At 36.1% G+C, this 19,023-nt stretch carries 19 protein-coding genes; 8 read left to right on the forward strand and 11 right to left on the reverse strand.

Features of this window, described 5'->3' with window-relative positions; all coding sequences use genetic code 11:
• The 3 genes from ACWPKD_RS14745 to ACWPKD_RS14755 all read left to right on the forward strand — a co-directional run.
• A partial coding sequence (locus tag ACWPKD_RS14745; protein WP_455413460.1) for a T9SS type A sorting domain-containing protein occupies positions 1-2,104 on the forward strand: 2,104 nt, incomplete at its 5' end.
• A 749-nt stretch (positions 2,105-2,853) separates the two neighbouring features.
• Complete coding sequence (locus tag ACWPKD_RS14750; RefSeq protein ID WP_455413461.1) at positions 2,854-3,411, forward strand: DUF6642 family protein; 558 nt, start codon at positions 2,854-2,856, stop codon at positions 3,409-3,411.
• A 119-nt stretch (positions 3,412-3,530) separates the two neighbouring features.
• On the forward strand, positions 3,531-5,333 hold the full coding sequence (locus ACWPKD_RS14755) for a hypothetical protein (protein WP_455413462.1): 1,803 nt from the start codon (positions 3,531-3,533) through the stop codon (positions 5,331-5,333).
• 205 nt (positions 5,334-5,538) lie between these two features.
• Here the strand turns inward: ACWPKD_RS14755 and ACWPKD_RS14760 are convergent, their stop codons facing one another.
• From ACWPKD_RS14760 to ACWPKD_RS14805, 10 genes are all read right to left on the reverse strand, one after another.
• Complete coding sequence (locus tag ACWPKD_RS14760; RefSeq protein ID WP_455413463.1) at positions 5,539-5,763, reverse strand: YtxH domain-containing protein; 225 nt, start codon at positions 5,761-5,763, stop codon at positions 5,539-5,541.
• Between the two features lie 18 nt (positions 5,764-5,781).
• Positions 5,782-5,934, reverse strand: a complete 153-nt coding sequence (locus tag ACWPKD_RS14765; protein WP_455413464.1) for a lmo0937 family membrane protein — start codon at positions 5,932-5,934, stop codon at positions 5,782-5,784.
• 235 nt (positions 5,935-6,169) lie between these two features.
• The gene (locus ACWPKD_RS14770; protein WP_455413465.1) at positions 6,170-6,370 is read right to left on the reverse strand and encodes a CsbD family protein; all 201 of its coding nucleotides are present in this window, start codon (positions 6,368-6,370) and stop codon (positions 6,170-6,172) included.
• 151 nt (positions 6,371-6,521) lie between these two features.
• The gene (locus ACWPKD_RS14775) at positions 6,522-6,917 is read right to left on the reverse strand and encodes a hypothetical protein (protein ID WP_455413466.1); all 396 of its coding nucleotides are present in this window, start codon (positions 6,915-6,917) and stop codon (positions 6,522-6,524) included.
• Positions 6,918-7,617: 700 nt separating this feature from the next.
• Positions 7,618-9,255 carry a L,D-transpeptidase family protein gene (locus ACWPKD_RS14780; RefSeq protein ID WP_455413467.1) on the reverse strand — a complete coding sequence of 546 codons (1,638 nt, stop codon included), beginning with the start codon at positions 9,253-9,255 and terminating at the stop codon, positions 7,618-7,620.
• 317 nt (positions 9,256-9,572) lie between these two features.
• Complete coding sequence (locus ACWPKD_RS14785; RefSeq protein ID WP_455413468.1) at positions 9,573-9,893, reverse strand: hypothetical protein; 321 nt, start codon at positions 9,891-9,893, stop codon at positions 9,573-9,575.
• Between the two features lie 57 nt (positions 9,894-9,950).
• The gene (locus tag ACWPKD_RS14790) at positions 9,951-10,241 is read right to left on the reverse strand and encodes a hypothetical protein (protein ID WP_455413469.1); all 291 of its coding nucleotides are present in this window, start codon (positions 10,239-10,241) and stop codon (positions 9,951-9,953) included.
• Positions 10,242-10,388: 147 nt separating this feature from the next.
• The gene (locus tag ACWPKD_RS14795) at positions 10,389-11,783 is read right to left on the reverse strand and encodes a DUF6600 domain-containing protein (RefSeq protein WP_455413470.1); all 1,395 of its coding nucleotides are present in this window, start codon (positions 11,781-11,783) and stop codon (positions 10,389-10,391) included.
• A gap of 308 nt (positions 11,784-12,091) precedes the next feature.
• The gene (locus ACWPKD_RS14800) at positions 12,092-12,652 is read right to left on the reverse strand and encodes a helix-turn-helix domain-containing protein (protein ID WP_455413471.1); all 561 of its coding nucleotides are present in this window, start codon (positions 12,650-12,652) and stop codon (positions 12,092-12,094) included.
• Positions 12,653-12,698: 46 nt separating this feature from the next.
• Positions 12,699-13,040, reverse strand: a complete 342-nt coding sequence (locus ACWPKD_RS14805; RefSeq protein ID WP_455413472.1) for a cupin domain-containing protein — start codon at positions 13,038-13,040, stop codon at positions 12,699-12,701.
• Positions 13,041-13,413: 373 nt separating this feature from the next.
• Here ACWPKD_RS14805 and ACWPKD_RS14810 point away from each other — a divergent pair, with 373 nt between their 5' ends.
• Together ACWPKD_RS14810 and ACWPKD_RS14815 are read left to right on the forward strand one after the other, a co-directional pair.
• On the forward strand, positions 13,414-14,622 hold the full coding sequence (locus ACWPKD_RS14810) for a DUF6600 domain-containing protein (protein WP_455413473.1): 1,209 nt from the start codon (positions 13,414-13,416) through the stop codon (positions 14,620-14,622).
• 137 nt (positions 14,623-14,759) lie between these two features.
• The gene (locus ACWPKD_RS14815) at positions 14,760-15,080 is read left to right on the forward strand and encodes a hypothetical protein (protein WP_455413474.1); all 321 of its coding nucleotides are present in this window, start codon (positions 14,760-14,762) and stop codon (positions 15,078-15,080) included.
• Positions 15,081-15,649: 569 nt separating this feature from the next.
• On the opposite strand, the gene ACWPKD_RS14820 is transcribed toward ACWPKD_RS14815, so the two are convergent.
• Positions 15,650-16,204 (reverse strand): DUF4494 domain-containing protein, encoded by a 555-nt coding sequence (locus tag ACWPKD_RS14820; RefSeq protein WP_455413475.1) that lies wholly within the window; start codon positions 16,202-16,204, stop codon positions 15,650-15,652.
• A 583-nt stretch (positions 16,205-16,787) separates the two neighbouring features.
• On the opposite strand from ACWPKD_RS14820, the gene ACWPKD_RS14825 reads away from it, so the two are divergent.
• The 3 genes from ACWPKD_RS14825 to ACWPKD_RS14835 are packed head-to-tail and all read left to right on the forward strand — an operon-like array spanning position 16,788 to position 18,896.
• Positions 16,788-17,375, forward strand: a complete 588-nt coding sequence (locus ACWPKD_RS14825) for a hypothetical protein (protein WP_455413476.1) — start codon at positions 16,788-16,790, stop codon at positions 17,373-17,375.
• A 7-nt stretch (positions 17,376-17,382) separates the two neighbouring features.
• Positions 17,383-18,501, forward strand: a complete 1,119-nt coding sequence (locus ACWPKD_RS14830; protein WP_455413477.1) for a hypothetical protein — start codon at positions 17,383-17,385, stop codon at positions 18,499-18,501.
• A gap of 5 nt (positions 18,502-18,506) precedes the next feature.
• Positions 18,507-18,896, forward strand: a complete 390-nt coding sequence (locus tag ACWPKD_RS14835; protein WP_455413478.1) for a hypothetical protein — start codon at positions 18,507-18,509, stop codon at positions 18,894-18,896.
• Positions 18,897-19,023: the final 127 nt, after the last annotated feature.

Raw genomic sequence — 19,023 nt, forward strand, 5'->3', positions numbered from 1 at the left:
AAGTCCGGCTGGGGCAACTATTAATGGTAACACCATTACAGCTCCTCAAGGAAACTATACCGTAACGGCTACATTGGGTAATTGTACTTCGGCGGCTTCTAATCAGGCAAACGTGAACCAACAACCGGCAACACCGGCGAAACCAACATTGAGTGCGGTAACACAACCAACCTGTACCAATCCAAACGGTAGCTTCACCATTACCAATTACAACAGTTCGTACACGTATACCGTTAGTCCTTCAAACACTGGAGCAACTATTAATGGTAACACCATTACAGCTCCTCAAGGTACTTACACGGTAACGGCTACTTTGGGTAATTGTTCTTCGGTGGCTTCTAATACCGCGACAGTGAATCAACCGACTGGTGCTCCGGCTCAGCCAACGTTGAGTGCGGTAACACAGCCAACCTGTACCAATCCAAACGGTAGTTTCACTATTACAAATTACAACAGTTCGTACACGTATACGGTGAATCCTTCAAACACGGGAGCAACTATCAGCGGAAACACGGTAACGGCTCCTCAAGGTACTTACACGGTAACGGCTACTTTGAACGGATGTAGTTCCGTAGCTTCCAATTTGGCAACTGTTAATGCACAACCGGCAACACCAGCCAAACCAACGCTTAGTGCCGTAACACAGCCAGCCTGTCCTAATCTCAACGGTAGCTTCACCATTACCAATTATAACAGTTCGTACACGTATACTGTTAGTCCTTCAAACACTGGAGCAACTATCAGCGGGAACACGGTAACGGCTCCGGCAGGTACTTACACGGTAACGGCTACTTTGGGTAATTGTTCTTCGGTGGCTTCTAATACTGCGACAGTGAATCAACCGACTGGTGCTCCGGCTCAGCCAACGTTGAGTACAGTAACACAGCCAACTTGTACCACTGCAACAGGTAGTTTCACTATTACCAATTACAACAGTTCGTACACATATACGGTTAGTCCTTCAAACACAGGAGCAACTATCAGCGGAAACACTGTTACAGCTCCGGCAGGTACTTACACGGTAACGGCTACTTTGGGTAATTGTTCTTCGGTAGCTTCTAGTCCGGTAACGGTTAATGCACAACCGGCAACACCAGCGGCACCGACAGTAACGCTGTCACAACCAAGCTGTACAGCTGCAACGGGTAGTATTACGGTGACAGCGCCATTAGGCAGTAATTTATTGTACAGTATCAACAGTATAGATTATCAGCCTGGAACGACCTTCTCTAATGTGGCTCCGGGTACTTACAGAGTAACAGTTAAAAACAGCACCAGCGGATGTATTTCTAACTATACTCAGGTAATCATTGATAAACAACCAACGGGTTGTAATGTTGCAGGCATCTACCATACCAGCGTTACTTGCAGTAATTATAACAGTAATCCGGGTAATCAATTGATTGGTCAGTTGTGTTACAGCACCCGTTCAAACAAAGTGGCTAATGTAACACCAGGACAGTTCTTCTATTTTACGACTATAACGGCTCCTTCTGCGAGTTTCTGTATTGACATCATTGAAACAAAATCCTGCAGTAATTTTGCCTACTTCAACATCCAGCAAAACAACCAGGTTACTTTGTATAATGCCAGCTGCGGAAACGTTGCCAGTGGTGTTCAGGTTACTCCGGGTATAGGCCAAATTTGTATCAACAATGCGGTGCCGAATACCAGATATATACTATCGGTTAAATATGATTCGAAATCCGTGGTAGGCTCTCCTTACACCGGAGCACCTCCTACCTGTGTGTATTCTTTTGAAAGCAGAATCAATGGAACTACTGTAGCGAACAGTGCTACCAGTATCAATCTGGTTCCAAACTGTAGCGCTTCAATTGCGGATACCGGCGATACTGTTGCGAAACAGCTGAAAGTAACTATAGCACCTAACCCTGCTGTAAGCGACTTCGGATTAAGTATCGAATCACCAAGCGATGAAAATGTACTGATTCGTATTTCCGATGTAAACGGAAGATTCATCAAAGAGATAAAAGCTGATATCAAAGAGACTATCTACTTCGGTGAAGATTTAGCAAGAGGAATGTATTTTATTGAAGTTACTCAGGGCGTTGAACGTAAAACGGTTCGTGCGCTGAAACTTTAATTCTTTTTTAATGAATTGTAGGGGAAGGAGTAATAAGAAAGCTTATTACTCCTTTTTTTCTTTTTCTTTTGTCTTGATACAAACCGAAGGTTCAACGACCCGAGCGTAAGCGAACTGGCGAAACCCGATAGCGCGGATTTGCAATCCGTGCAATTTGTATTATTCTTTTCTTTTGTCTTGACACAAACCTTTAGGTTCAACGACCCGAGCGTAAGCGAACTGGCGAAGCAATACCAAAACAAAATATTAACCTATGAGTTAAAAGAAACAAAAGGTCAAGACTGAAACACTTCACCTAAAAAATTAGAACACTTGCTAAATTATCCGAACTCTCTCGTTGCACAACGAGATCAGACAGCGGATAATTCTTAACGCAAATGTTCTAATTTTTCTTAACGGTTACGTGATATAGGTCGGGGTGCATTGATCACGTTTTATCTTTGATATCACTTATGCTCACTCATAACTCATAACTTATAATTCATAACTTAAAAACCTACAGTCAAACAGGCAGATAATTCTTTACGGTCTTGGCTTTATTTTTCTTAACGGTTACGTGTTTCTAGGTCGAGGGTCATTGATAAACGTTTTAATCTTTGTCATCACAAGTCCTCACTCATAACTCATAACTTATAATTCATAACTTATAACTCATAACTCATAATTCTTAACGGTTACGTGTTTTTAGGTCGCCTAGTAACAACGTTTTGTTTGTAGTACGACGAAAGAAAGTGTAATTTTACATAAAAATGCCCTACAACCACTACATATATTGCCTGGAATCTGTTCCGGATGTGGAGAGTACTGTGAAGAGTGCTATCCTTTCGTCTATGGAACAACTTGCGGCACAGTATGGCATTACCAATGTGTATAAAACCTGTGATAGTCTGGAGGGATTTGAAGAAAGCATCAGTACTTTATTGTATGTAGACCGTTCCTTCAGGGAGTATGCTATTATCTATTTAGCGTTTGAAGGGAGAGGCAATGAGTTAAAAATTGACAATTACTATTATAGCTTTGAAGAAATAGCCGAACTCTTTGAAGGCAAGTTAAAAGGCAAGATCATTCATTTTGCAAATACCATGCAATTGGATTTAGAAGAAGAAACCTTCCAGTACTTTTTAGATGTTACCGGAGCAAAAGCCCTCTCAGGCTATTCCAACCATTCCCCTTTATTAAGCACTCCTTTAGACAACCTCTATTTCCACCTAAGTCAAGATTATGACGATGTAGTAAAACTAACAGAAGCCCTTTTTATAAAACAATATGCTCTATGCACGAGTATGGGCTTTAAGATGTATTATTAGTAGTTAGTGATTAGTTTGTAATTCATAATTACCATATTTACAGTTAATTACCTGTTTATTTTGTAATTTTGGTAATTAAAACTGTAATGTTTTTAAACTATAAACTGATATTGTTTTTTTTGATACTTTTTAGTTATCAGTTCACTCTTGCTCAAGACAATCCTAAAGCTAAAGACTCCTCTAAAGTGTACCGCGATATTGAAAAATATTCCAAAAAAAGAAAGTTTACCAAATTTTTGTACAAATTAATTTTTGAACCAGTAGCAAAACAGGAAATTAAAAATATTTCAAAACATAAAATAAAAAAAAATAATTACGCTCAAAGTGAAGGTAAAATCATCCGGAAAATAAAAATTACAACTCTTGACCCCTTTGGGTATTCGGAGGTTGACAGTACAGAGCAACCCAAACAGTATATTGCCAGAGCTGGAAATTCATTGCATTTAAAAACCCGGAATTGGACTATTGGAAATCTGCTGTTAATAAAAGAAAATGCCCTGTTGGATTCCCTGTTGGCTAAAGAATCGGAGCGGTTGATCAGAAGTCAGCGTTATGTTAGAGCCGTAAAAATTACAACTAAGCCCGTTGCTGATTATTCTGATTCCGTGGATGTTTACGTTCGTGTTTTAGATTCCTGGAGTTTGATTCCCACTTTTTCAATTTCTTCATCAAAATCTACATATGATGTAACGGAAAGGAATTTTTTAGGAACCGGACACGAGTTCACAAATATTTATACGAATAGCCATAACAGCAGCCGAAACGGTTATAACACCAGTTACTCAATTCCCAATATTTCAAATACTTTCATCAGGACTACATTCCGGTATAAGGTTGATTTTGATGATCATTATTTAAAAGATGTTACTATTGAAAGGCCTTTTTTTTCTCCCTATGCCCGTTGGGGAGCCGGAGTCTACCTGGGCAAACAATATATAAAAGAAACTTTGTTTGACGAAAATCAAGTTCCGCAAATTCAGAACTTTAAATTCGTTTCCCAGGATTTCTGGGCCGGACATGCTTTTCGGATTTTCAGGGGAAACACAGAATATGAAAGAGTTACCAATTTAACAACCAGTGTCCGGTACTATACTAAAAACTATCTTGACAAACCAGAAGTAAAGGCAGACAGTTTGGGCATTTTTTCAAACGAAAATTTATATTTAGTTTCCATAGGAATCTCATCACGCAAATTCACTCAGGATAAATTTATATTCAATTACAATATTGTAGAAGATGTTGCATCAGGAATTGTATACAATATCACCAGTGGTTATCAAAGAAAAAATGATGCTTTTAAATTTTATTTCGGTGCCCGGTTTGCAATGGGCAAGTACTATACGTTTGGTTATTTAAGCAGTAGTCTGGAATACGGAACTTTTTTTAAAGATTCGAGAACGACACAGAGTGCTCTAAATTTCAACTCGGTGTATTTTACCAATTTATTCGAAATGGGGAATTGGAAGTTCCGGCAATTTATTAAACCCCAGCTGATCATTGGGGGTAATCGTTTAAAATCAAATTCAGACCGGCTCACCTTAAATGAAAATCCGGGAATAAGAGGATTTCAAAATGAAACGCTTTTCGGGACAAAACGTTTTTTACTCACCTTTCAAACACAGGGGTACTCGCCCTGGAAGGTTTTGGGATTTAGGTTAAACCCTTACCTCAGCTTTACTATGGGAGCATTGGGTCAGGAAAATACCGGTTTTAAGAATAGCAAAATGTATTCACAACTTGGAGCAGGTATTATCATAAGTAATGATTATCTGGTATTCAATGCTTTTCAGTTTTCATTTTCCTACTATCCGAATCTTCCGATCGATGCCGGTTCAGAATTTAAAACAAATACTATAAGAACTTATGATTTAAAATTACAGCAGTTTGAAATAGCAAAACCCTTACTGGTTCCTTATCAATAAAAAAATCGTACTAAATACGATTCCTTTACAAGACTGTTCCTGTATAGATAAAACAACTGCAATAACATAGTCAATCTAATAACCGATATGGAAAACATATCCTTCGGTTTACCATAAACTATTGTTTATTGCTGTTGTTTTATTTTCCATTACCTGTAAATTAGTTGAAAATGTGTGATTAATAATCTTGATACTAAATTTCACTTTAAGAAATTTTTTCTTTTGCATCCGATAATAAACCATCGTATTTAGCAACACCTTCTTGATAAATTTCTTCAATTTTACCTTTTAGTTTATTGGCGTAACCTTTACCTTTCTTAAAAATTCTTTTTCGTGTTTTTGATCCTTTTGCAGGTGCAAATAAAACGCCTAACAGAGCGCCGGCGGCCAAGCCACCCAATACACCTAAAACAAGTTTACCTGATTCCATGATTTTATCTTGTATGTGTTATATTTTTTTCCCTTGTATCAGTCTCAATAGTATTGCTATGGCAGCAATGACCAGAAGTATGTGAATAATGTTCCCGGCTCTGTAACCGAAAAAACCCACTGCCCATACAATCAGCAGTATCACAGCTATTGTATAAAGTAAATTACCCATAATAATTATTTTTTATATTATTTATTCTTTCTTGAAAAACGAATAATCTTTATACTGATTATACGGTTTTGGTCTTAAATCGTAATCTGATTCTCTAAAGAATATTTATGTTTAGTATTTAATCAATCTGGTTAATTGATTACACTTTGTGCTTAAAAGCTTATGACTAGTGAAAAATATTTTAAAAAAATGAATCGTTAAATTCAAAACTTAACGATTCTTGTTTTAAAAGCAGTTAAAGTTTTGAAATTATAGTATCAAACTCTTCTTTCGTTTTACCTAATTTTGCCTGAACTTTTGTTAACATCTCCTCTTTTTTACCTTCTTCAAAATGCAAATCGGCATCTGTTAAAGTTGGAAATTGAACTTTTAACTTGTTTTTTTTATCCACCCAATTGGTTTCAACCGGAGTTGGAATTACTTTGTTTTGTTCCATACTATTTTATTTAAATACAACATAATTGTTGTCATGTAAAGGTCATCAATTATATATCCTTTATGTTATATCATTCCGTTTAATACTTATAATATTCCTAGTTTTAGGTGTCCCAGGCTTTTTAAAGTGATGTCCTTTACTTAAATTTAAATCAAGCCGATGGACGACTCTTTGAAAAATAGCTTTGAACATAAGAAAGCTGTTGATCATGACTCATCTTGTCGGTTTCTTTCATTTCAATTTTAATCTTGCTAAAGCGATTATCTTCTCTTAAAATATTAAACAGTTCTGCTTTGGCATTCGTTGGACCAAACAATATAACTTCGTTATAGTTCAGGATAATATCACCCAATTCTTTATAATATTCGTTTTGCATATGCTGTTCTTTGTTATGCATATGACTTTCACCTTTGCGTAGAACATTTTCTTCTTCCTCTTTAGTAAATTCGGATCGTATTGTTGCTATTTCAGAAGGTTTCGAAAGAAATTGTATTACATGGGCACTTGCACCATCCATGCAAACCCCTATTTTTTTTGCTGGTTCCATATTTTTAATTTTACTGTTTTTCAAACATACTTGTTATAATGTACCTATAACCATAATCAACTATCATGGATAGCTATTGTTCAATTGCTTTGCTTTTTGGGGTTGGGTTGCAGATTTAAGATTCGTTTTTTTGTAATTCAAACTGCGTTTGGCGGGTTAAAACGGTATCTATTTGTTTTTGATTTGTTTTTGGCAGTAAAGTAATAATTGGGAGAACCGTAAATTAAGCATAAAACGTCGAATTTGAAGTATCCGATAGTCCTAAATTCAATATTGTTAATGGTTGATAAAAAATAATCAATTATGTTTTTATCGGGTATCAAGAATACACTTTACGGTTGCAGGTAATGCATCGAAATGCTTTTTTTACTACAATAACACACTTACACAAGATTACTTTTATTACATTAAAAAAGAAGAAACTGCCTTAACAGAATTGAAATACAAGTCTAACAAGTTAATCACTAAGGTATTTCGTTTTGTTTTTGACGCATTACTGATACTTCAACGATTTTGTTTAATTGCGGTTGAATCATGTTTCAGACAATTTCTTCTAAAAGTTTATAAACGCATTCCGATTTCCATTAGTAAAGTTCCTGAATTATCGGGACTAATTGTTGTATAATTATTTTAATGATTTACATTATTCCTGCTTTTTTAGTTTTGTGTAAATCCTTTAATCAGGTATTCAACCTGTCTTTTATTGTTCATTCCCAAAAACTTCTTTTTCCAGTTGCGCATCCAGGCTATAAATATCATTACGAAAATTTAAACGTCCTTTATCGTCCACCCAGGCCGTAAAATAGGTTATGTAAACCGGTATCGTAGGATTGACCTGAATTTCATGTGTATCATTAATCGCAAGTACTTTGTTCACTTGTACCAGTTGCCAGTTTTTATCATTGCGCAATAAATAAAGCGCCAGTTTTTTAGGATTTTCCACCCGGATACAACCATGGCTGAAATCCCTTTCGGTTGCATTGAAGAGTTTTTTTTCAGGAGTATCATGCAGATAAATACTGAAACTGTTAGGGAATACAAATTTTATTTTCCCTAAGGAGTTGTTTATGCCGGGCTTTTGACGGATTTCAAAAGGGATGTTTTCCTTATAGGTATTCCATTTTATTTTTAATGGATTGACCACTTGATTTCCCGACAAAACCTCCATATTATTTTTTGACAAATACGAGGCATCCTGCTTTAATTTCGGCAGAATTTCTTCCCTGATAATACTCTTTGGAATATTCCAGTAAGGATTTAAAACGATTTGTGAAAGAGCACCTTTAAAAATACTGGTTCGGTTCGCTTCTTTTCCAACTACTACATTGGTTGTCCATATTAATTTTTTGTTTTCAAAAACGTGCAACTTAAATTCGGGAATATTTACCAGCAGGTAATTGTCTTCAAACTCAACCGGAATCCAGCGCAATCGTTCCAGATTGATAATAATTTGTTTAATGCGGAAATCAATCGGCTGTTTCAATTCGATTAAGGTTTTCGGATCTATTTTTCCATTTTCAGGCAAGCCCAAACGCTGCTGAAAACGAGTTACGGCAAGAGCTAAACTGTCTGTAAAAACAATGGTTTTATCGTTTGATCTTAAGTCGCCGGTTAAAAACAAAAGCTGTTTCACCCCTGCTAAGCACGAATCTTTATCGGTAACCGACAGTAGCTTTTCAGTAGTTTCTATTTTCGGAAAACCGCCATTTTTCTGGATATTTCTATACTCCCTCAATTGCTCCTTCAGCTTTAAATAGTATTGATTGAAAGGCTCATAGGCTGTATGGCTTTTATCGCTTAAAACGAGTGAATCCAATAAAACCTGAAAGTTCTTCTTATTTCTGGGAATAAACCAGTCCAGCTGATGGAGGTCTTCTGCGACACCGGAATATACTTTTTTAGAGTATTTAAAAAAGGTCGTTGTAAGTAATAATTCTAATCGTTCCTTACTTTTTTCGTGCCTATTGGAACTTGTTTTATCGGTTTTTATGAGTGTAATTAAAGTGTCCAGTTGCGGATTTGTAAAACTCGTGTCTTTAAAATTGATACTGTAGTTTTCCAATTGACTGTAAAAATTAGGAACTGCCTGGGTCATGCCTTCTTTATTAAACCATGCATATTGAAAATCCCTGTTCCTGTAAAATTCATATACTTCATTCTTGATGGGCTCACTTTCAGGGTTGGCCTTAAAATACGCCGATATCAGTGCTTCATCAAGCAATAAATCCGAATAATTCTTATCGGTATAAATACTCGGCTTAAGCGGTGTAGCTTTTTTATCGTTGCAGCCAAAAGTAAACAGCATCATTACTAAAAAAAACTGTGTTATTGTTTTCATATTTTAAGTATTTAGGAAATAAGCTGTGAGAAAACAAACAAGAAGAACAACCGCATTCATTAAACCGAATCGTTTTGGCAACGAATTGAGTTTTTTTAAAATCGATTGTGGCAATAAAAGCAATCGGTAATACTTTTAAATTGTGAAGCGCATTAAAAACCGGGCTTATTTTCGGTGCAGATGTTGTCCATTTACAGCGACGAAAGCCCGGTTTTTAATCACCCTTAATTACTATAACAGCCCTTATCTTATATTAACCTTTTTAAAGAGAGCATATTGACATTGACTATTCATGACACCAATGGAGAAACAAAAGCTTATAAAAGCAAAATCAACAATAAAATAACGATGATTATAGCTCCCACAGAAAGGTAAATTCCGCTGTTTGAGTTTCTCATTTCTTTTTTAATCTCCTTAACTTCTTTTCTAAGTTCTTTTTTTTCTAACCTGGTTAAATCTGATTTTTTCATTGCTCTGATTTCCTCCAAACGGTTTACCAAAACTAACGCCCTGTCATCTTCAATTTTCGAAGTGCTGTTAATTTTTGTAGAGTCCGATACAATAGTATTAGAATTTGAAGCTAATGAAACTGTCATCAAAATAACAAGTACTGCTGTTTTAAAAGTTATTGTTTTCATAATTACATTTATTAATTTATTACTAATGAATTCTTTCAAAATATTTGGGGGTAATCATTATTGCCATTTGTTGGAAACCCAACGATAGCCATTTCCGGTTCTTTTCCAATAGCCGGGAACATAAGTACGCCCGCGGTTTGGAATCATCCAGGTTCCTTCGCTTTGCACATACATATTGGTTCTGTTGTTCCAATACCAGTTGCCCTCAATCCAAACATAAGTATTGCCTGGTTGTGGAGGCCTTGAAACTTCAACATATCTTGGCTGTTCTGACACATAACCTACTGAACACGAGTCGAAGAAAATGATAAGGACTATAAAACGGATTGAAAAGATTATATTTTTCATAATGTTTATTTTTTAATGCAATTGCACTGCTTTTATTTTTTACTGTTTAGTACTTGTTTGTCTATCCATTTGCATAATCATCCAAGAAAGTATCCGGTAAAAGCAGTGCAATTATTTTTTGATTTAGAAAAGAAAATGCGATTTACTTTATTTAGCAGGCATATCTTCAAAATCTTTTTTCTCTTTTTTCTCTTTTTCAACTCGCTGTTTTTCAAGCTCAGCTTGTTTTACATCCAGTTGCTTATTTTGTTGCTTACCGTGTTCATTTAGTATTTCAACTTGCTTGTCGAGTTCTTCGCTTTGTTTCTGCTGAATCTCTTTTTGCTTGTTCAGCTGTTCACTTCGCTGTTGCTGAGCATCTTGCTGTTTGTTTTGTTGTTCAGTTCGTTCTCGCTGAATATCTTTCTGTTTATTTAACTGCTCGCTCTTTTGCTCCAGCACTTCTTGCTGCTTATTTTGTTGGTTACCGCGTTCTTGTTGCAGCTCTTTCTGTTTGTTTAACTGCTCATTTCGCTCTTTGGGAGTTTCCCGGGGAGTTTCCCTCGGTTTAACTACTGCTTTATTTTGGCCGTTTTGTTTTTTTGGAGCATCCTGTTCCCTAACCTGTGGCTCGCTGCGCTGGTTTTTAATTTCACGCTCTTTAATTACCTGTTTGTCACGGTTTTCGTTAACTCTTGGCGTTTCTTTTACAGGTCTTGGTGTTTCTTTTATAACTCGTGCGTCTTTGTTTCTTTCAGATATAGGTTTTATATCCTCTTTACTTACCACTTTAGGCGGAATAGGTTTTCGTCCTTCGTTGTCAATTTTCGCAACACGGGGTTTGTAGAGCTGCAGTTCGTTTTTGTTTAAACTTTGACCCGGTCGGTCTCTTTCCTTTAAAGATATTTGTTTAACTGAAACACCGGTTCTTCTTTGCACATCGGCTCGATCCGGTCCTGCATTATATTTGGAACGCGTGGAATTATTCGTCTGGATATTGTTAATTACGGTAGAATTATTAATTATCGTAACATTATTCGATGTATTGACATAATAATTATTAATGTTGGTGCTTCCGATGTAACGGTCCCGAACAAAAGTCCATTGATTATAAGGCAGGTTATAGCTGCTGCCAAAGGCAATGTTAATACTGATACCCGGACCTATTGGTGCCCAGCCGTAATACCCTTCAGATCTTCTCCAGGTAACCCATGCCGGTCCCCATTCTGTATCCGGAGCCCATAGCCATCCATAATACGGATCATAAAACCATCGTCCGTAATGGAAAGGCGCCCAGCCCCAGGAATAATTAGATACCCACGTCCAGCCATAATCGGTAAAAACCCAATACCCGTTAGTATTGTAAGGCGTAAATCCCTGCTGTACATTTGGAGCCCAAACATATCCGTAATTGGGATCGTTTACCCAATACCCGTGAGGACTCAGGTCATTATAAAACAGCTGGAAATTTACAGATACCTGTGCAGTTGTTTTTTGCGGTGTTAAACCTATAAATACATTCAGTAAAATGAATAGCATCGCAATTTGTTTAAGTGTTTTCATAATTTATTTTTTGTGTTTTTTATTTCGTTATTGTCAAAAGGCAATCTTTTTTTAAATACTTAGATATATAGGTATTGTAATAGAGTGCTGTATTGTTTGCGTTGAAGTAAGAAATAAGGGCTATTGATTTCAATAGCCCTTATTAAATAACAAACTAATAAAAGTCGAACTTTTATATGTTAATATGTTGTTTTCTAAACTTATTTATCATGCGTTTTCACGAACTATAATGATATTTTCATCATAAGTAAAGTTGGTTATATTCCTGTAAATAAGCATTATATAACTTTTTAAATAAGTTATATAATTCAGATGTTTTCTAAAGCAATGCGCTTTTTAAATTTGAGTTGTTTAAAAAATGAAGGTGTAAGCCCGGTGACTTTTTTAAATTGTTGCGACAAGTGGGAAACACTGCTGTAATTAAGGATGTATGATATTTCCGTGAGATTGAGTTCATCATACAGTAACAATTCTTTCACGCGTTCAATTTTATGGGCAATGATGTAATGTTCGATCGTGATCCCTTTAACTTCCGAAAAAATTTTGGCCAGATGTGTATAATCCTGACCTAATTTATCACTAATGTAATCGGAATATTTTACTTTGGGAAATTCATCGGAGTAATGAACCATTTCGATAATTATTTTTTTTATTTTTTCAATCAGTATGGCTTTTTTATTATCCATAAGTTCAAGGCCTGATTTCAACAAAGCTTTTTTAAGCTGTAAAACTTGACTTGCATTCAAATCATCAATGGTTTCCACAAAACCCAATTCGAGGTTTTTATAGTGAATTCCCATTTTTTCTAATTCGGATTCCACTACCATTTTGCAACGAATGCTAACCATGTATTTTATGTAGAGCCTCATTTGTATGTAATTGTAGTATCAAACATGGAAACACAAGACATTCTCCCTAGTCTTCATAACCACTTTTTATGATTGTAGAAATCATTTTAAATTGCACATTCGCATTAAAACAATGCCTTGCATGGGCGGGAATGATTATTCCTTCTCCTAATTTTAAAAAATGTGTTTTTTCGTTAATGGTAATTTCTGCCGAACCGTCTATAATTTGTATATAATTATCGTATGGGGAAGTTTTTTCAGCCAATTCTTCACCGGCATCAAATGAAGATGCCGTGATGTTTCCGGTAGTTTTTTTTATAATCGTTTTACTTAAAACAGCATTAGGTATGTATTGAATAATTTCAACTATAATGTGAGATTTTTCTTTTTCAACATCAGAAGTGTTCATTTGTATTTGCTTTAATTCTTTTTAATCCGCTTCGTTTTTACAACGCTTCGCTATTACAAAGGTAGCTGTTTTAAAGCCAATAAATTACTGATAATCAAACTTTTAAAACCCTACACCCCACTTAACTGATGGCGCGGATTTATAAGTTATATTCTTTGTGGGCACGGATTACTTCGTCAGTTCGCTACGCTCGGGTGTAAATCCGCGCTATCGGGTAACTCATAATTCATAATTATAAATGTGGTAATTATACAAACTTCCACAAAATTCTTATAACACTAACCTTCAGCCGTTTTAATAATTTTACTTCGTAGATTCCTTATTATTTATAGAGGAATCCTTGAAGCCGAAATCATACTTAAACGCTGAAATTATGAATACGATTAAGAAAACTATACTCCTGTTATTGCTGCTGGTCGGTATGACGGGAATAACATCGCAGAAAGCTACAGGTCAGGTGGCTGTGAGTTTTCAGATGTTTTATGATAATCTTAGCGTCCACGGTAGCTGGATAAGTGACCCTAATTACGGTTATGTTTGGTCTCCTAGTGTGGGCGCTGGGTTTGCCCCTTACCGAACCAACGGGTATTGGGTGTATTCTGAATATGGTTGGACATGGGTATCCAATTATTCCTGGGGATGGGCGCCTTTCCATTACGGACGCTGGTTCTACGATCCTTACTATGGATGGTTATGGGCTCCGGATACGGTTTGGGCCCCTGCCTGGGTTACCTGGAGATACTATGACGGTTATTACGGCTGGGCGCCAATTGGCCCCGGTATCAGTATCAGCATTGCCTTCGGTAACAGTTATTCACTGCCTTCCAATTATTGGGTATTCGTTAGAGAACGGGACGTGTGCAGACGTAACTTAAGTAACTATTACGTGAGCAATTCGAACAATACGACCATCATCAACAATTCAACAGTAATCAATAACGTCCAATCGGGTTATAACGCGGGACCTAGACGTGATCACGTTGAGAAACGATCGGCTACTGCCATTGCTCAGGTTAATGTGAGAGAACGTGACCGACCTGGTCAAAATGTTTCCCGAAACGAATTACAATTGTACAAACCTCGTGTGGAACGGGACGATAACGGTAAAAAAGCGGTTCCTGCCAAAGTGGTAGACCGAAACAACGCCAAACAGGCTCCTGAAAGAAAGAATATGCAAAGAGCTGAACCTAAAGTTAACACTAACAGAGAGGAAAGACAATTGCAACGAACAAAAGAACAACCTCAACGTATGAATGAACCTGCCAAACGTGTAAACGAACCCGTAAAACAAAGGGATAACACTGAACGTAAAACAACGGAAGATGCCAGACAAAAAGAGCGTGATGTTAAACGTTATGAGCAAAATGTTAAAAAGCATGAAAGCCAAATGCAACGCAACGAGCAACGTGCCCGTGAAAGAGAAAACAAACGAATTCATAATCAGACTCAACAGGTACAACCCGGTACATTCGACCAACGTAATGTACAGCCTGCACGAAACGAACTTCAATACCAAAGACAGGAAATGCAACAACGCGGTAATACTATCGGAAAACGAATCCCTGTAAGACAAAAACCGTAACGTATAAACGAACCGTAACGCTAGGGAAAATAGTATTAATTTCATCCTTTTTGCCCCAAATTTTCAATCAGGATGAACAGTTTGCAACGCCATGCTGTGCGCAATTAAACACTAAAGTGAAATTTAAAACTGATATTATGAGAACTTCATTCGTAAAAACGGTACTATTATTCATTTTCATGAGTATTACCTTATCTGCCTATCCGTTCACAACGGGTACAGCCCCAATAACTACAAACAACACGCCAAAAACAGAAGATGTTAGAGGACAACAATTAGTGGAGCGATTAAAAGAAATCAGAGCCATGGACAAGTCTGAAATGACACGAGCCGAAAAAAAAGAGCTCCGCAAAGAGGTAAAAGCTATTAAAAAAGAACTTGCCACCGATCATAAAGGGGTTTACCTTTCTGTAGGTGCGATCATTATTATTATCTTATTATTGATTTTGATTGTTTAACTTTTCGTTCATTTCAACGGAGCTCTTGACAGGCCCAGTGGCCGGAGGGGTTGAGATGGGAGGACTTTAAATTAATTATAATTTTACTTATATAAAAAGGTTGTTAGACTATTCTAACAACCTTTTTCTTTTCTTTTCTTTTCTTTTCTTTTCTTTACCGATAGCGCGGATTTACTTCGTCAGTTCGGCTAAAGCCTCGGGTGCAATCCGTGCCATCACATTTTCTTCTTTTCTTTTGTCTTGACACAAACCTTTAGGTTCAACGAACTCCAAAACAAAATAATATTAAGTGAGTTAAAAGAAACAAAAAGTACTCAGGTGCTATTTAGCCTAAGGATTTCGTGAACCTAAAGGTTTCAAGACTGGAATACTTCACCTAAAAATTTAAAGTGCTTCCTAAATTCTCCGAACTCTCTCGTTGCACACAACGAGATCAGACAGCGGATAATTTTTAACGGAATCACTTTAAATTTTCTTAACGGTTACGTGTTTCTCGGTCGAGGGGTTATTGATGAACGTTTTGATCTTTGTTACTACCTAAACCTCATTCATAACTTATAATTCATAATTTATAATTCTTCACTCACTACTTCCTCATCAAATTCCATCTCATCCTCGGCCTCTGCTAGTATTGAGGGCTTGGAGGCTTTTAGGCTATTGAACTTTTCTATTTGCTCTAAGCCGTCTTCTTCTCCACTGAAATATGGAAAAACGTCCATAATTGGGGATTCTGAAATGGCGGGTATAGTGTAATCGCCCATAGTGTTTTTCATGGCGAACATTGTATTGTCAAACGCTTCTTTTACATCGTTGGCCTGCACTAATAAATACATATTGGTTTTGCGCTCCTTACCGCTTTCTTCATCATAGGCTGTTAAGGAAACTTTGGATCGGAACCAGCGGTCTGCATTCTCAAAGGGATGGATCTCGGCATAGTTCGCCACCTTTATATTCGTGATTTTAAACTCTTCACTAACATAGGACATCATCTCCTGGGTAATTCTGGATTCGGCTTCTGTATAGGATAAAGCGTCTACCAAATAAGGTTCTGTTGTTACTTTTTGCAGTCCGGTTTCATCGGTTTTTCTGAATTTTACTTTGCATTCATACCACGTTGCACTCATATTTTTTCTTTTTTAAGGAGGGCAAATGTAGATTTTAATTTGGGGATATTTTTTTTGTTTTTTTGGTTTTTTGGTTTCTTTTGTGTTGATGCAAACCGATAGCGCGGATTTACAATCCGTGACAACCTCTATTTTCTTCTTTTTTCTTCTTTTCTTTTGTCTTGACACAAACCTTTAGGTTCAACGAACTCCAAAACAAAATAATATTAAGTGAGTTAAAAGAAACAAAAGGTCAAGACTTGAACACTTCACCTAAAAATTTAAAGTGATTCCTAAATTCTCCGAACTCTCTCGTTGCACACAACGAGATCAGACAGCGGATAATTTTTAACGGAATCACTTTAAATTTTCTTAACGGTTACGTGTTTTTAGGTCGGGGTGGTTTGATTTAACTTTTGTTTTTCGAGAAGATCAACTTAATAAGCATATAGGTATTTATACCTGTTTTTTGTGTTTTTAATGTAAATACTTACAATGTTGTTTCTTTTTTGAATAATGTTATCGTAATTTTCTGTCAAAATTTTTATGTATGCTAGCTCTAAGGCCTACATTTTATTAACTGTGTTATTAAAAAACTAAAAATATGATATCAAAGAAAATTATTTGTGCTCCCCTCATTGCTCTTTTTTGCGCCTCATGTTCCACTTTTCATGAAACACATTATTTCAAAGACAATGTTGTTTCAGTGAAAAACGAAAAATTAGTTTCCAATTATTACAAAGTAAATATAAGCGGCTTCTCTTTTCTATCAAGTTCTAGATATCTTTCGGGCTACTTCAATCAGGAAGCGATTGATCTTTATTTCAATGAAATAAAACAACCTGCGGATGCTAAAATTTTCAATACTGAAGAAAAAAATGGAAATCAGGCACTGGTTACAAATGAAGACGGAAATGAACTGGTACTTATTTTTTCAACCAATGCTAAAGCGATTAGCGATCAGATTGGAAATATTGCCAAAAATCAGGTGGTATTAAACTCGCTGGCTGTAATTACGCAAAAAGAAAAATTAATGGAAGCTACTGAGGTACAGAATAAAATTAGTGATGCAGACTCCGATATACAAAACTTTATTCTTCAAACGGATTTGTATCTGGATAATTTAGATGCAAAGCCTAAAAATGAAATTAAAACTACCGTGAATCAATATTTAAACTCCGTTTCAAAATAACCCTACTATGAAAAAAAGATTTATACTCCTATTGTTACCGTTTCTTTTAACGGGATGTGTTTGTAAACTTAAAGTCGTAGTTCAAGTTGCAGACAGGAATAAGGTTTTAAGTGAAGATGTAAAATTAAACAAGCCAAACGACCCCATAAAATCCATTGTTGCCATTGAAGAACTCGTTGACAGCTGGGAACAAAATATAGACCCACAAGTTATTTATAAATATATAACAGATAAATTTAATGCACCATTAAGCGATGCCGTTAAACAAGCTTATGCACAAGGTCTTTCTGATAAAATTGATGAAATAAGGGTTCTAAAAGATTCTGCATTTTTCCATTACTCAAATAATCATTTAAATCGTAGTCAATTATATCTTGAAAGGTCTAATACTAAAGTAAAAGAATTTAGAGAGGCTCTTAAAGAGTATGGCTTTAGTGCATCAAATTTAAAATTAATGCATACTAAAAATGCATCCAAAGCAGTATTCATAGCCGAAACTAAACCATTGATTGCTGTCGATTTAAAAGGTAAAAAAGCAGAAGAAATTATTGAGGCCGGCACTGAAAGAACCCGCTTCCCAATATTAGGGGATGAATTAGTTTCTTTTATAACCAAAGATGCAAAAAGCGACAATACAATTTGGAAAAGTGTGTTTAACGAAACCGTTTCAACCAATTTTATCGGAAACTCGGATATCGCGATGATACTTCGTTCCAACCCGCCTGAAAGAGAGATGCGAACTGGTGATTATAACAATAATTTTACGATTAAAGGCGTGAGAATGGATGCCGCGGATGCTTCCAATGCCGTTATCAATGGCTTAACCCAAACTGTAAATTTTATTGCCAGTACCCAGGGTATATCCCTTGGCCCTAAAACTACACCGGAAACTACTTCAACTGAAAACCCTTTACCGGAAGAGCCTTCGATGATTACGAACTTAAATTCTGAAAAACATCGATTGGAACAAAAGCAGAAAAAGCTGGCGGAATTAAAAAAGATGCTTATTACAAAAATACAGCTTGAAAATATTGCCGGAAAAAGAGATGAAACCGAAATAAAAGAATCCGCAAAAAGGATAACTGAGTTTTGGGAAGTTTTAAAAACAGAATTAAATAAACCATAGAAATTATGAAAGCAAATCAGAAATACGTTTTAAACGAAAATTTAGATTTAGAAGATGAAATTTTCTTAGTAAAAAAAGGCTCTCTTTTAGAAATTACAAAATTGTATGATGCAACCGATAATTCAATTCCCACCAATGTAGGCATCCGATTTGACAACATGCACGGCCATTATGTAATGAATGAAATGCAATTTGAAAAGCTTGAGAAAAAAAAGATAATTCAGGCAATTCAACCTGCAAAATATCAAGTAGGCGATTGTGTAACACATACTACCTTTGGTCAAGGCTCTGTTGATAGTGTTTGGTACGACAGTTTCATGAAATTTTATCTGTATAGGGTAACTTTTACCCATGGGCCAATGGTTACCACAGAAAAGGAAATTCAACACTGTTAGACTATAAGAAGTAAACAGCTTTATCAGATTATTTTAATTTTAAACACCTATAAAATCACCAGATTTAGTGATTGTGTAGGTGTTTTTTTATGGTTATGTTTGGGAATTCTGAAAAATGTAATTTGAG

It is taken from the genome of Flavobacterium pedocola (assembly GCF_053764385.1).